This is a genomic window from Pseudoalteromonas simplex, from assembly GCF_015278155.1.
Classification (GTDB): Bacteria; Pseudomonadota; Gammaproteobacteria; order Enterobacterales; family Alteromonadaceae; genus Pseudoalteromonas; species Pseudoalteromonas simplex.
In genome coordinates this window covers 199,910-214,461 of sequence record NZ_JADILN010000004.1, presented here as the reverse complement: position 1 = coordinate 214,461, position 14,552 = coordinate 199,910, and the positions used below count along the sequence as shown (strand labels likewise).

The 14,552-nt window shown below is 43.0% G+C and carries 11 protein-coding genes; 8 read left to right on the top strand and 3 right to left on the bottom strand.

Features of this window, described 5'->3' with window-relative positions; translation table 11 throughout:
* Positions 1–87: 87 nt before the first annotated feature.
* Genes IRQ78_RS10265 through tldD form a run of 8 tightly spaced genes read left to right on the top strand, consistent with a single transcriptional unit; the run spans position 88 to position 10,601 of the window.
* Positions 88–1,131 (top strand): rod shape-determining protein, encoded by a 1,044-nt coding sequence (locus tag IRQ78_RS10265; protein ID WP_054552787.1) that lies wholly within the window; start codon positions 88–90, stop codon positions 1,129–1,131.
* Entirely contained in the window at positions 1,131–1,973 is an 843-nt protein-coding gene (gene mreC, locus IRQ78_RS10260) for a rod shape-determining protein MreC (RefSeq protein WP_054552786.1), read from the top strand. Before IRQ78_RS10265 ends, mreC begins: the two co-directional genes overlap by 1 nt.
* Positions 1,966–2,445: a rod shape-determining protein MreD gene (mreD, locus tag IRQ78_RS10255; protein WP_054552785.1), complete on the top strand. Its 480-nt coding sequence runs from the start codon at positions 1,966–1,968 to the stop codon at positions 2,443–2,445. The genes mreC and mreD overlap by 8 nt, the downstream gene beginning before the upstream one ends.
* Positions 2,445–3,014: a Maf family protein gene (locus IRQ78_RS10250; protein WP_194442038.1), complete on the top strand. Its 570-nt coding sequence runs from the start codon at positions 2,445–2,447 to the stop codon at positions 3,012–3,014. Before mreD ends, IRQ78_RS10250 begins: the two co-directional genes overlap by 1 nt.
* A gap of 1 nt (position 3,015) precedes the next feature.
* Positions 3,016–4,488: a ribonuclease G gene (gene rng / locus IRQ78_RS10245; protein ID WP_138616162.1), complete on the top strand. Its 1,473-nt coding sequence runs from the start codon at positions 3,016–3,018 to the stop codon at positions 4,486–4,488.
* On the top strand, positions 4,488–8,345 hold the full coding sequence (locus tag IRQ78_RS10240; protein WP_194442037.1) for a YhdP family protein: 3,858 nt from the start codon (positions 4,488–4,490) through the stop codon (positions 8,343–8,345). Before rng ends, IRQ78_RS10240 begins: the two co-directional genes overlap by 1 nt.
* Positions 8,335–9,165 carry a carbon-nitrogen hydrolase family protein gene (locus tag IRQ78_RS10235; protein WP_054552781.1) on the top strand — a complete coding sequence of 277 codons (831 nt, stop codon included), beginning with the start codon at positions 8,335–8,337 and terminating at the stop codon, positions 9,163–9,165. The genes IRQ78_RS10240 and IRQ78_RS10235 overlap by 11 nt, the downstream gene beginning before the upstream one ends.
* The gene (tldD, locus tag IRQ78_RS10230; RefSeq protein WP_054552780.1) at positions 9,162–10,601 is read left to right on the top strand and encodes a metalloprotease TldD; all 1,440 of its coding nucleotides are present in this window, start codon (positions 9,162–9,164) and stop codon (positions 10,599–10,601) included. Before IRQ78_RS10235 ends, tldD begins: the two co-directional genes overlap by 4 nt.
* Positions 10,602–10,655: 54 nt before the next feature.
* Here tldD and IRQ78_RS10225 read toward each other — a convergent pair whose 3' ends face one another.
* From IRQ78_RS10225 to IRQ78_RS10215, 3 genes are all read right to left on the bottom strand, one after another.
* Complete coding sequence (locus tag IRQ78_RS10225; RefSeq protein ID WP_194442036.1) at positions 10,656–11,387, bottom strand: MauE/DoxX family redox-associated membrane protein; 732 nt, start codon at positions 11,385–11,387, stop codon at positions 10,656–10,658.
* Positions 11,388–11,512: 125 nt separating this feature from the next.
* Positions 11,513–13,186 (bottom strand): hypothetical protein, encoded by a 1,674-nt coding sequence (locus IRQ78_RS10220; RefSeq protein ID WP_194442035.1) that lies wholly within the window; start codon positions 13,184–13,186, stop codon positions 11,513–11,515.
* 205 nt (positions 13,187–13,391) lie between these two features.
* The gene (locus IRQ78_RS10215) at positions 13,392–14,432 is read right to left on the bottom strand and encodes a helix-turn-helix domain-containing protein (RefSeq protein WP_194442034.1); all 1,041 of its coding nucleotides are present in this window, start codon (positions 14,430–14,432) and stop codon (positions 13,392–13,394) included.
* Positions 14,433–14,552 lie beyond the last annotated feature (120 nt).

Sequence of the window (14,552 nt, the reverse complement as noted above, 5' to 3'; positions counted from 1 at the left end):
ATTAAAGCAGTTGCGCTTTTTCATGATTAGCATGATAGAGTGAGAGCAGCTAATATAAGAACGAATTTTCAAAGGTCATCCAGCCTCATGTTTAAAAAACTCCGTGGTATTTTTTCAAACGATCTATCGATCGACTTGGGTACAGCCAATACCCTAATTTACGTAAAAGAAGAAGGTATTGTATTAAACGAGCCTTCAGTTGTTGCTATTCGTCAAGAGCGTGCTGGTGGCCCTAAGAGCGTAGCATCTGTCGGTACCGAAGCTAAGCAAATGCTAGGTCGTACACCGGGTAACATTAAAGCAATTCGTCCAATGAAAGACGGTGTCATTGCTGACTTCTACGTGACTGAAAAAATGCTACAACACTTTATCAAGCAAGTGCATAACAACAACTTTATGCGCCCAAGCCCGCGTGTTCTTATCTGTGTGCCTTGTGGTGCAACACAAGTAGAAAAACGTGCGATTCGTGAGTCGGCTATGGGTGCCGGTGCTCGTGAAGTTTATCTAATCGAAGAGCCAATGGCTGCGGCTATCGGTGCTGGCCTACCAGTGTCTGAAGCAACCGGTTCAATGGTTGTTGATATCGGTGGTGGTACAACTGAAGTTGCCATTATTTCTTTAAATGGTGTGGTTTACTCTTCATCTGTACGCATCGGTGGTGACAAGTTTGATGAAGCTATCATTAACTATGTACGTCGTAACTTTGGTAGCTTAATTGGTGAAGCAACTGCCGAAAACATCAAACACCAAATCGGTTCGGCTTTCAAAACAGATGAGCCAATTGAAATTGAAGTACGTGGTCGCAACCTAGCGGAAGGTGTGCCGCGCTCATTCACCCTTAACTCGCACGAAATTTTAGAAGCACTGCAAGAGCCATTAATGGGTATTGTAAGCGCGGTAATGGTTGCTCTTGAGCAATCTCCACCAGAGCTTGCATCTGATATCTCTGCTCACGGTATGGTATTAACCGGTGGTGGTGCATTATTAAAGGATCTAGACCGTTTATTAATGGAAGAAACTGGTATCCCAGTTGTGGTTGCTGATGATCCATTAACCTGTGTTGCACGTGGCGGCGGTAAGGCACTAGAAATGATTGATATGCACGGTGGTGACGTATTTAGCTACGACTAATGAAGTTACTTTTTGGTCGTACCATCTCTTTGCAACTGCGGCTTTTTGTCGCAGTGCTTTTGAGTGTCGTGCTGATCGTGGGCGATCGCTACACGCAAGGTGGTACAACAATCCGCACCAGCCTAAACACTCTAGTTAGCCCACTCATTTACCTTGCCAACTTGCCCTATGAGCTATTTAGTATTGGCGCGAAGAATCTGCATACCCGCGAACAGCTTTTAACCGAAAACGAAGCATTAAAAAAGAAGCAGTTACTACAAAGCGAACAATTACAACAACTGCAATTTCTATCTCGTGAAAACGATAAATTACGTGCTTTACTTGGTTCATCGGCTAAACAATCAAATCGTAAAATTATTGCACAAGTCCTCTCTGTTCACTCAAACCCGTATAGCCACCAAGTGGTTATTAACCGTGGTACAACCGATGGCCTAAGCGAAGGCCAAGCTGTGATTGACGAAATGGGTGTTGTAGGGCAAATCACTCAAGTGGGGTCAACTACCTCGCGCGTACTACTGATGACAGATACAACTCATGCCACACCTGTGCGTATTTTACGTAACGATGTGCGTACCGTGGTTGAGGGTATTGGTAAAATTAACGTGGTAAAGCTTTCGCATGTGCCGCATAGCCTTGATGTTCGTATTGGCGATATTTTGGTTACGTCTGGTCTTGGTGGTACTTTCCCTGAGGGTTATCCGGTTGCCGTGGTGACCGAAATTAACCGCGATGAAGGGCGTCCTTTTGCGCAAGTTTATGCTGAGCCAATTGCGCAACTTGACCGTATTCGCTTATTGGTTGTGCTGTGGCGTAATCAGCAGGAGAGCATCAGCAATGAATAGTCGTCACTCTTTGCTGATTGCTATCAGTATCTTTTTTGCATTGGTAATGGCACTAATGCCGTTACCAATTTCGTTTGAGCCATACCGCCCAGACTGGGTGTTAATGGTATTAATGTATTGGTCGTTAGCGGTGCCGCACCGTCTAAATATTGGCACAGCCTGGGTCGTTGGTTTATTAATGGACCTTGCATCAGGTTCGCCACTCGGTGTGAACTCACTGACTTATTCGGTGTGTATATTTATCACTGCGAGTAACTTCCAAAAAATTAGAAACTTTTCTTTATGGCAGCAAAGCATTTTAATTGCTTTGTTTTTAACGCTTTACCACCTCATGCAATTTTGGCTTAACCACTTTTTAATGGGCGTTTATTTTAGCCCGCATTATATGTGGCCAGTGCTAACCGGCATGCTTTGTTGGTGGTGGATATTCTTAATTTTGCGTAAATATCGCCGTCATTTCAGGATTAGATAATGCAAACCGCAATTTATTTGGCGTCTGCATCACCGCGCCGAAAAGAGTTGCTCAGCCAACTTGGCGTTGAGTTTTCTCAATTTAGCGTTGATGCTGATGAAAGCCAATTCCCAAACGAAGCCCCGCGTGACTTTGTAGAGCGCCTAGCCAAACTCAAAGCACAATCGGGCGTTGCTATGGGTTACACCGACCGCCCAGTACTTGGCAGCGATACCGTGGTTGTCATTGATGATACCGCACTTGGTAAGCCGCTAGACCAAGCTGATTTTACCGCTACCATGAAGCGCTTATCTGGCCGTACCCATCAAGTGATGACGGCTGTGGCTATTGCTGATAGTGAGCAAGTAAAAAGCTGCCTTGTTGTCACCGATGTTACATTTAAACCACTCAGCGATGCTGAAATTGATGCCTACTGGCATAGTGGTGAGCCGCAAGATAAAGCCGGTGGTTATGGCATTCAAGGCTTAGGTGGCCGCTTTGTGAGTCATCTTTCGGGTAGCTATTTTGCGGTTGTCGGCTTACCTTTATATGAGACAGAGCAGTTATTAAACGAATTTTTAAGAGGGTAACATGAGCACCGAATTACTGATCAACGTTACACCGAGCGAAAGTCGCGTTGCGCTTATCGAAAATGGCGTACTGCAAGAAATCCAATTAGAGCGAATTGGCAACCTTGGCATAGTGGGCAATATTTACCTAGGTAAAATCAGCCGCGTACTACCGGGTATGCAGGCTGCGTTTGTCGATATTGGCTTAGAGAAAGCCGCCTTTTTACATGCATCAGACATTGTAAACAGTGCCTCAATTGTAGAAGGCGTTGACGAACAGCCAATCAAAAAAGTACAAGATATTCGAGAGCTTGTGCGCCAAGGTCAACATATCATGGTGCAAGTGGTTAAAGACCCGCTAGGTACCAAGGGCGCGCGCTTAACAACCGATATCACGATTCCTTCTCGTTATTTAGTGTTTATGCCAGATGCAACACATGTAGGTGTAAGCCAGCGTATTGAAACCGAAGAAGAACGTTCGCGTTTAAAGAAAATTGTTGCTGAATATGGTGATGATGACGGCAGCTTTATTGTTCGTACCGCAGCAGAAGGTGCATCTGAAGCAGAGCTACGTCACGATGCGGAATTTTTAAAAAAGCTGTGGCAAAAAATCGTCACTAAGCGCAAAAAAACCAGTAAAGAAAGTATCTTGCATGAAGACTTAACACTGGCGTTTCGTACTCTACGTGACTACGTAGGTGAAGACATGGAGCGTATTCGTGTTGACTCAAAACTAACCTATCAAGAGCTTAAAGAATTTACTGAAGAATTTGTGCCGCTGTTATCGGGAGCATTAGAATACTACCCGGGTGAGCGACCTATTTTCGATTTATTCGATGTTGAAACCGAGATCCAAAAAGCACTACATCGTAAAGTTGAGCTTAAATCGGGAGGTTATTTAATTATCGACCAAACCGAAGCGATGACAACCGTTGATGTAAATACCGGTGCGTTTGTTGGCCACCGTAACCTCGAAGAGACCATTTTTAATACTAATATCGAAGCAACCTCAGCAATTGCTCGTCAGCTACGTTTACGTAATTTAGGCGGCATCATTATCATCGACTTTATCGATATGATTAGTGATGAGCACAAACGCCGAGTATTGCATTCACTTGAATCTGCGCTTGCAAAAGATCGTGCAAAAGCCAACATAAATGGCTTATCTGCACTAGGCTTAGTAGAGATGACCCGCAAACGCACCCGCGAAAGCTTGGAGCACATTCTTTGTGATGTGTGTCCAGCGTGTTCAGGGCGCGGCTCGCAAAAAACGGTCGAAACGGTTTGCTACGAAATCTTGCGTGAAATCGTGAGGGTAAACCGTGCCTATGCAGCTGATAAGTTCATGGTTTACGCATCGCCTTCGGTAAGTGAAGCATTGATCAATGATGAGTATCACAACCTTGCTGAGCTGGAACTATTTATTGGTAAGCAAGTCAGTATTCAAACAGAGAGTTTATACAACCAAGAACAGTTTGATGTGGTAATGATGTAATGAAGGCAAAAACGGTCTGCTTTTATTGTTTACGTAAGTTATGGCAAGTATTTGCTATTACTCTCGTACTGCTGGCCGTTATTGTCTCTGTGGTAAAGTACTCACTGCCATACGCGAATGACTATAAAGATGACATTGAAGCGTTTTTGTATGAACGTTTTGATGTAAATTTAGCGATTGGCTCAATCTCAGCCAGTTGGCAGGGGAAAGGACCCGCCTTAGTCATCGAAGATATTTCCTTTGAAGATAACCAAACCTCACCCATTGCACTCACCATTGATAAAGCGAGCCTTGAAGTTAACTTATGGGAATCGGTAAAAACCCGTCAGCTTAAATCGAGCTACTTTGTGATCAATGGTTTTCATGCTGATGTCGATTTACCAACGATGCTTGATTTAGGCAATAATCAACAATCAGGTAACTTTGAGCAAAAAGAACTTATCGAAGGTTTGTTTCTTGGTGAAACAGGGCACTTTGCAGTGCAAGATAGTAGCCTTAACTTTATCCTCAATGATGGTAAAGAGCGTAAGCTCATTCTTGAAAACATTGTCTGGCAAAATACCCCTGAGCAACATCAAGGCTCAGGTACATTAGCGTTACCAGGAATTTCTGTTGGTAGCTTTGACGCCCGTATGGCGCTGAATGGTTCGACCCTCGAAACCATGGCAGGTGATATCTATGTGCAAGCGGCGAACGTTGATGTATCTAAATGGCTGGCACAATATATTAATACCGACAAGCAGCAGCTTAATTCAGACATCAACTTACAAACTTGGTTTAGCCTTGATAAAGGCCTGATCAGCGATGTAAAAGTGCAGTGGCTACCGAGTTTTATCAACTGGCAACAAAACCAAGAAGCGCATCAAATCAGTTTAAGCGAAGGTGGTTTTCATTTATTTCCAAAGCAAGGTGGCTGGCGCTTAAAAAGCACCGGACTTACCTTTGAAAGCGATTTAAAACAATGGCCAACCTTACAATTTGAAGGTCAGCTTGGCGATAAAAATCAAATTTGGTTAAAGCAATTTGATTTTGCATTGCTGGCCAAGTTATCGCAGTTAAGTAACTTTGAAGTACTTGCCCCGTTTTTAGCTCGTCAACCCAATGGTCAGTTAAGTGATGCCTACCTTGAGTTAGGTCAGCAGGATAACTGGCAACTTTGGTTTCAGGGCGAACAAATTAATTGGCTGTCGCTGCAAGGTGTTCCGGGTGGGCAAGCTATCCGCGTTAATGGCTTAATTAATCAATCAGCTGGGCGAATTCAGCTTTATGGCGAGAATAATCAACTATTAACAAACGGCAGCTTTAGCCAAGATATTGCCTATAACCAATTAAATGTAGAACTAGACCTTCATCATTACGATGATGGCTGGCGCATTAGTAGCGATAATATTTGGCTTGATAACGACGAAGTAACTGTGGCTGCTGAGATGATGCTCAGCCTGACTGATGAACCGTGGTTAGATTTATATGCTGAAGCCTATGCCCCTGATGCTAAAGTCGCTGGGCATTATTTTCCGTTACCTGTCATGAGCAAAAGCCTTGTTAGCTACCTCAATGGAGCCATTAAAGGTGGCGAAGTAAATAAAGCGCAAGTGTTGTTCTCAGGGCCATTTAAAGGGTTTCCGTTCAAAGAGCAGCAAGGTCAATTTGAAGTGTTAGCGAATGTTGAAAACGCGAACTATAAGTTTTCACCAAGCTGGCCAGAAGTTGAAGATGCCAACGTCATTTTACATTTCGAAAATGAGCGCATGGATATCTATAGCAAGTCGGGCAAGTTGGTTAATCTAGTCCTTGGCGATAGCGTGCATGTCAGTATTGCCGATTTAATGAATGCAGATGTCTTAAAAGTTGCTATTAATAAACGCGCCCATGGCGATAAGCTTAATCCCTTCTTTTCTGCGACTCCGTTAGCAAAACCGTTAGCTGATGTATTTGAGGTAGTTCAAGCTAAAGGGGAAGCGCAGGCTGAAATTGAATTACTAGTAGATCTAGAGTCTGGTCATGTTGATGCGATTGGTGAAGTTGAGTTAGCTAATATTCCGATTTACCTTGCACAGCCTGGGATCACACTTAATCACATGACCGGTATTGTTAAGTTTAACAACGATAAAATCGACTTAAAAAATGCCAAAGCAGATTGGATGGGTATGCCGCTCACTGCAAGTTATAACAGTGAAAGTGTGGCTGATAACTATCGCGCTGAAATTGCTATAAAGTTAGCACTTGAAGCTGAGCCTTTAATTGAACAGGCGCATGGTTTACTGGCCGGTTACTTAAGCGGCCAAAGTGATGTAGATATTAATGTGTCGCTTAACTTTTTACCGAATGACTTTAATTACCGCGCCGATGTGAGTGGTAATTTAATCGGTGTGACTAGCCAACTACCTGCACCTTATAACAAAGGCGCAGAGCAGAAATGGCCATTAACTGCAGTGGTACAGGGCGACCGTATTTCTAATTTGATCACCGCAAATGTTGATGAGCAGTTATTTTTTAATGCGATTTTAGATAATGGCGAAAAGAAATTTAGTAATGCCCATTTAATTTTAGGTGCACAAGATTTAGGTTTGAACCGTGAAGGTTTTGCGGTATCTATTGATTTACCAGAAACCGAAATAGTGCCTTGGTTTGGCTTAATTGATCAAATTATTGCGCTTACCAAAGTTAAGTCAGATGCGCCAAGTGTGATGCCTGCATTCAACAACGTAACGGGCAAATTTAATAAACTGGCACTACACAATATCGACTTTAACGATTTTGAATTTCGCTTAGCGCCAAAACAATCAGATTTAGAGTTAAAGCTAAATGCTAAAGAATTACGTGCCGATGCACTGATCCCAACCGGTGAAACACGCAGACCAATTCAAATTTTTACTGACTACCTGCGTATTAATTTTAACGAAGTTGCAGAGCAAACAGAGCAAAGCACTGAACCTGAAGATTTAAGCTGGTTAACCCGAGTCCCGGCCATCGAGTTTAACTGTGAAGATTGTAAAGTCGCTGACTATCAGCTCGATAAAATTAAAAGTAGCTTAGTTGGGGAGAACGATAAACTTTTGTTTACTGAGCTGGTTATCGACAAAGGCGATCACGTATTGCGCGGTAAAGGGCAATTTGCCGATGGTCAAACACGCTTTAGTGGTAACTTACAAAGTGACGATATTGGTGCGCTATTTGATGAGTTTGATATCACTACTACAGTAAAAGACTCTGACGCCAATATTAAGTTTGATCTTGCATGGCAAGGCGCCCCTTATAGCTTTGATGTACCAAGTTTAGCCGGTGAGTTAGATTGGCGTTTAGGTGAAGGGCACCTTGCTGAGATCAGTGATGGTGGTGCGCGAGTATTCTCATTACTGAGTTTAGACTCGTTAGTGCGTAAGCTGAAACTGGACTTTAGGGATGTATTCTCCAAAGGCTTTTTCTATAACAGCATGCAAGGCACGATGCAGCTAGAAAAGGGCATTGCTTACACTCAAGATACCAAACTTGATGGTGTGCCTGCTGATTTAACGATTAAAGGCCATACAAACTTAAATACCTTTGAAATTGATTACGACCTAGCGGTTGCGCCGCAGGTAACGTCGAGTATTCCAGTGATTGTGGCATGGATGGTTAATCCGGTAAGTGGTCTTGCTGCGTTGGCAATCGACAAAGTGATTCACTCAGCGCGGGTGATCTCAGAGATCAACTTTAAAGTAACAGGCAGTATGAACGATCCTGTTGTCGAAGAAGTTGATCGTAAGAGCCGTGAAGTGACGTTACCGCAAGCCGCGCAAAGCCAGCCGCAGTCGTCGACGCAACTAAAATTAAAAGATGCCGCATCTTCAGCGAGTTTAGATAATAATGAAGGCTAATCCTCACCCACAGGTTGTTGCAGTACAAATGTGCTCAAGTATGAATGCTGAGCAAAATCTCGCTTTTTTAGCAGAGACGTTGAATCAGTTACCTGCAACTCGGCCATTGCTAGTGTGTTTACCGGAAAGCTTTTTGATCTTTAGTAAGCAAAGCCAAGCAAGCTATCAATTAGGTCACCAAAGTGAGGCATATAAAGCGAAACTTGCCGATTTATGCAAGCAACATGATATTTGGTTAGCCGCTGGCACCCTGCCTGTTTCGCAGCAAAATGGTAAGTATTTAGCCGCCTCGTTTTTATTTAACAACCAAGGCGATGTTGTTGCGCAGTACAATAAAATTCATTTATTTGATGTAGATGTAGCCGACACTACCCGCAGTTACCGAGAGTCTGATGCGACGCAAGCAGGCAATGATATTGTGGTGGTCGACTCGCCATTTGGTAAAATTGGCTTAGCAGTATGTTATGATCTACGTTTTAGTGGCTTATTTACCGCCATGCAGCGCCAAGGGGCTGAGCTTATTTTAGTGCCCAGTGCCTTTACCACAGTCACCGGTGCTGCTCATTGGCATATTTTATTAGCTGCACGTGCAATCGAAACACAATGTTATGTGGTTGCCGCAGCGCAGTGGGGCGAGCACGAGAATGGCCGCCACACTTATGGGCACAGCATTATTATTTCACCATGGGGAGAAACGCTCAGTGAGCTTGCCTCTGGTACCGGGTTTATCAGCCATGAGCTTGATTTAAACCGCTTGAATACAATTCGCCAAGACATGCCTGTGCAGTCTCAGCAACGATTTAGAGAGCATTTATTATGAACACGGTTGAACAGCATTTATTACATGACAGCCAATTAACAAGAGAAGAATTAGAAAAAACGCTCGCTTTTATTCATCAGCACCAAGTTGACTATGCCGACCTGTATTTTCAATCGAGCCATCACGAATCTTGGGTGCTTGAAGACGGTTTAGTAAAAGAAGGCTCATACAACGTTGAGCGTGGTGTGGGTGTGCGTGCTGTTAGCGGTGAAAAAACCGGTTTTTCATACTCAGATGCGATTAACCTTGAAGCGTTAAACAAAGCAGCAACGGCTGCACGTAGCATTGCCAATGCTGGCGAAAACAAAACAATTCAGGTGTTCAGTGATGTAGCTGCTAAACAACAGTATGCGCCGCATCAGCCAATTCAAAGCATGAGCAACGATGACAAAGTAAGCCTGCTACGTGAACTTGAAAACTATATTCGTCAATTAGCGCCGGATGCTGAGCAAGTGATCAGTTCAATGTCGGCGGTTTATGAAGAAGTGTTAATTGCTGCAAGTGATGGCACCTTTGCCACCGATATTCGCCCGCTTATTCGCTTAAACTGCTCAGTGTTACTTGAGAAGAACGGCCGTCGTGAGCGCGGTGGTGCAGGGGGCGGTGCGCGTTTAGATTATGGCTATTTTAAAGAATTAGTCGATGGCAAACCGCGTTGGATGGAATACGCTGAAGAGGCTGTTCGTCAAGCAAAAGTAAACCTAGAAGCAATCGATGCACCTGCCGGTAGCATGGAAGTTGTGCTAGGCGCAGGTTGGCCGGGTGTGTTACTACACGAAGCGGTAGGCCATGGCCTAGAAGGTGACTTTAACCGTAAAGGCGCATCGGCGTTTAGCGGTAAAGTAGGTCAAAAGGTGGCATCTGAGCTGTGTACAGTCGTGGATGACGGCACTATTGCTGATCGCCGTGGTTCATTGAACGTGGATGACGAAGGGACACCAGCTGCGTATAACGTGCTTATTGAAAACGGTATTCTAAAAGGCTACATGCAAGATAAGCTAAATGCCCGTTTGATGGGAGTTAACCCTACTGGTAACGCACGCCGTGAATCGTATGCTCATTTACCTATGCCGCGTATGACCAACACCTATATGTTAGGTGGCGAGCACAGCCAAGCTGATATCATCAGCTCAGTGAAAAAAGGTATCTTCGCGCCTAACTTTGGTGGCGGCCAAGTGGATATTACGTCAGGTAAGTTTGTATTTAGTGCCTCTGAAGCCTACTTAATTGAAAACGGTAAAATCACGCAACCTATCAAAGGCGCAACACTGATTGGCAATGGCCCAGAAGTGATGCAGCAAATTTCGATGGTAGGCAACGACTTAGCGCTTGATAAAGGCGTTGGCGTGTGTGGCAAAGATGGCCAAAGCGTACCTGTTGGTGTGGGTCAACCAAGCCTTAAAATTGATAACCTAACTGTGGGTGGTACGGCTTAATTGTCCCTACTGATAGTTATAGTGAACGCGAGGGTAATCCCTCGCGTTTTTGTATTAGCTCAATAGCATCCATATACCTGCGGCAATCATAAATAAGTTTTCACTCAGAGAGATAAAGCCGAGCGGCACATTACTGTCGCCACCAACACAGGCGCATTTCAGCTCTCGTTTATCGATATACACAGCCTTAATAACTGATACCGCACCTATACCACCAATAAATAATGAAAATGGTGCTACAGCTAAGGCGGGTAATTTAGCCACCATACCTATCGCTACATACGCCTCTATAAATGGATAAACATAGGCGTAGTGCACGACACGCATGGCTAGTAAGTCATAGGTAATAAATGAGTTAGAAAAGCTGTATAAGTCTTGCAGCTTTTGTATCGCTAATACCGCCATGGATAATGCAACAAACAGCATCAGATTTTGCATAGAAAATAAAGCCTCACCACTGGCATAAGTGAAACCGCAGCTTAGTAGCATAGCTACTGCGAAAATGGCTAAAACAGGGGTATAACTGGTACCTTGTTGGCCAGCCTCGGGCAGATTAAAAAAGTCGCGTAAATCATCGTAACCACCAATGCGTTTATCATTGATAAAGGTTTGTGGTGTGGTTTTTACATCATGCTGCTGTTTGAATTCGTCAGTTTGCTCACGGCTGGTTAAGTGACGATCATCAACATCGTAACCATGACGCTCTAGTAAATCTTTTGATTTTAAACCGAATGGGCAAATATGCTCATCGGTCACCATGCGATATAAAATTGCAGACTTAGACACAGTGCCTCCTTGTAAAAATGCCTTGTTTACTGCGTAATAACTACTTAATTACACAGTAAACAAGAGCAAACTCTTGCTATAACTGGTTACTTTATTAACAGTTACAAGGTTTGTGCCAGCACGGGTTATTGCTTAGTTATAGTTAAAACAGCATCCATTACCGGATCGATACCTGCAAAGTAGTCTTTTGCAGAAAGTGTAATTGGCATATCGGGCGCTAACCAGATTCGATGATCTTCCGCTCGGCTTTGCTGGTGGAATTGGCTCGAAATAAGGCCTGTTTGTTTACTGTATGGCAGGTTAAACCAGCCAGCTTCACCTGCCACATTCGGGCGGGTGCCTGATGGCTCACCTACAAAAATCGCTGGCACTATATTGGCAATCTTTACAGCTACATCATGGCCTGCCGAAAACGTATTGCGGCCAATTAATATAAATAGCTTTCCTTGTGGTTTTAATACGTTAAAAAATGCGGCCGTTGCCACCAAAGGCGGGGTGAGCGAGCCATTACCACCACTGTTATGGCGAAGGTCTAGCACCAGATGCTCAATGTCATCGTGTTTGATTTGTGCTTGTAGCTGCATGGCAAATTCAGCAAGGGTGAGATCTTTGTTATTTCGCACATCATTGAATTGTACATACAGTAATTTATTCGTTTTGATTTGTTCGCTCCAAAACGGCGTATTGTTTTTTGCTAAGTATCTAAGCGTAGGGTGCTCAGCAAGTTTTGGTAACTTAGGAAAACCTGTAAATTGCATTGGTTTGAGCGCTGGTGTAACTGTGGTGATAGCGCCTTGTGGTGAGCTGAGCGTAAGTGTTACCTCGCTCCCTTTGCTAATGCCAAGCCCGTTTAGCACATCAAGCAAACTTAAATAATAGGGACCCAACCAAAGGGTTTGCATTTCATTATCGCGAGCATTAATACGTTTAGTTAACTCAAGAGCTTGCTGGGCTGGTGTATCGGAAAATGCCTCAACTTTATAGCCAACATATTGCTGGTAATCGCTACTTGCTTTGCTGATGTATAAACCGTCACTAAATTGATAAAACTGAAATGGTAGTTGCTGAAAGTTGCCTGTTTCACCCCATGCTGGGATCAATAGATTATGACCATTGCCAAGTAATGCAATTAGCTCCATAAACTGAAAAACAATTTGCTGATCGGTTAGAATAGGAATCGACTTATCAATCTCAGCTACTTTTTCTGCAAACTGTTGTGAGCTCATGTTTTGATACATTGCCACGTGTAAACGTTTAATTTCTGAGACTAAAAACGCTAAATCGGCGCGCCATTTTTGATCTCGATTGAGTTCAGTATCCAAATTATTACCCGCAAGTGATTTATAACTGGCTGATTGTGCAAAGCGTTCAAAGTAAGGGTTAATACCAGATTTAAATAAGCTGGTGCCAGCAAGTGTTGGGCGGTCATCCCATCTTGCTGCTAGTGCTTTTTTAAGCCAATACTCGGCTTGCTGTTGGTTATCAAGCTCTGCGTATGCCTCTGCAATTTTAACCATTAAATCGTTTGGGTTACTGGCCCCATTAGGAATGCCTTTTAAGCTAGTCCCAATTGCAAGTGCGCGTTGCAAAGCATTGCTGGCATTTTGGTAATCGGCCAATTGAAAATAACTGAGGCCAAGTACATACCAAGTATCGCCATCGTGTTGATATTCATTAATGAGCATTTTTGTGAGTTTATTCACCTGAGCCCAGTTTTGTTGTTTAGCAAATTCTATTGCTGCTGTTTTCGATTGAAAGTAAGCGATTGGATCGCTTGCACCAACACGACTTGGCTGCACTTTTAAAGCTTGATTCGTCACCTCTAAAGAGTGATTCGTTGCTAAAGCAAAACCCGAAAAGTTTATTAATAGGCACAAAGTTAGTAGTAAAAAATAGGACTTGTACATCAGGAGTCTCAAAGTTGTTTTTTGTTTAAATTAGCGTTTGAGTTGTAAAAAAGCGTCCTAAAACAGGATTTAGGACGTTTTTTGTCTGTTTTATGAGCTAATTCTTTTGCGTTTGCTTCTTAAATTGACTCGGTGTTAATCCCGTTTCTTTTTTAAACACGGCATTAAAAGTCGATTTAGAATTAAAGCCTGCTTGAAATGCCAGCTCTATCAGGCTGAGTTTTTGAGGTGAGTCTTGCTCTATTTCGCGTTTAACATCATTCACTCTATGCTGGTTGATGTACTCACAAAAATTGTTCCCCGTTGTGCTGTTAATAGCCCAAGATATTTCTTTACTACCGAGCCCGGTTTGATTTGCTAAGTCGTTTAGTGAGAGCCTAGGTTGTCGATAAAGCGATTCGTTAATAATCAAGTTATCAATGGTTGAGAAAATTTGCTGCGCAAGTTGCTCGTCAGCCGAATCAGTTTGTTCAGCTTCGGGTTCTTCTGACAATGTGACTGGCTCGAATTGAAAGCTATTTTTGATGGTGTGAAACAACAAAAAGCTAAACATCAGCAGTAACAGTATTTCATTTAATAAATACCAGTGCATCTTTAAATCGAGCGGCGTGATTGGTTGCACATTCATGCGCAGCAAATCAAATACGACAATAATGGCAAAAATAAATAATGCTTTGATCAGCCACTTTAATTTAAGGCTCTCAGCATCTGAGCGCGCATGCATAAGTTGTTTGTGATAGCGCTTTAAAATGCCATAAGCGAAGTAGAAATAACCAAGTTGACTGAGCGAACCAAGTAAAATGATCGCTTGCGTGTAGTGGGTAAAGGCCAAGGAAATAGCCGCAGGAATTAAGTGTACCGCGTATTGTGATGTTTTAAAGGGCTGTTTACCTGTAATCGACAAGGTAAAAAAGTAAATCATAGGCCCATACAGTAATGTAAATGCAGGGGTAATTAAGTAACTAGAAAACCCTAACCCTTCTAGCAGGTTAAAGGCGCACACACAGCCTTGAAATGCAAACAGCAGCACCAAGGAACGACTTTGTTTTTGGCTATTAATTAATAATGCACCAAATAACATTTGGAACAGAAAGATACTCTGTACAAGGTGTACAGGGAATAAAGTGATTGATTGCAAAGTAGTTTACGTTTTTATTCTTTTAGCTGAGTTTAACAACTCCCCCTCACTTTGTAATCATAGGCATTAAAAAGTTTAAATTGGTCAGTATTTTAATTGCCTTTTTCTCTTCTTTTTGGC

Excerpts from the sequence above, each read along its gene's own strand:
- IRQ78_RS10265 (WP_054552787.1), top strand. The coding sequence starts at position 88 with ATGTTTAAAAAACTCCGTGGTATTTTTTCAAACGATCTATCGATCGAC.
- mreC (WP_054552786.1), top strand. The coding sequence starts at position 1,131 with ATGAAGTTACTTTTTGGTCGTACCATCTCTTTGCAACTGCGGCTTTTT.
- mreD (WP_054552785.1), top strand. The coding sequence starts at position 1,966 with ATGAATAGTCGTCACTCTTTGCTGATTGCTATCAGTATCTTTTTTGCA.
- IRQ78_RS10250 (WP_194442038.1), top strand. The coding sequence starts at position 2,445 with ATGCAAACCGCAATTTATTTGGCGTCTGCATCACCGCGCCGAAAAGAG.
- rng (WP_138616162.1), top strand. The coding sequence starts at position 3,016 with ATGAGCACCGAATTACTGATCAACGTTACACCGAGCGAAAGTCGCGTT.
- IRQ78_RS10240 (WP_194442037.1), top strand. The coding sequence starts at position 4,488 with ATGAAGGCAAAAACGGTCTGCTTTTATTGTTTACGTAAGTTATGGCAA.
- IRQ78_RS10235 (WP_054552781.1), top strand. The coding sequence starts at position 8,335 with ATGAAGGCTAATCCTCACCCACAGGTTGTTGCAGTACAAATGTGCTCA.
- tldD (WP_054552780.1), top strand. The coding sequence starts at position 9,162 with ATGAACACGGTTGAACAGCATTTATTACATGACAGCCAATTAACAAGA.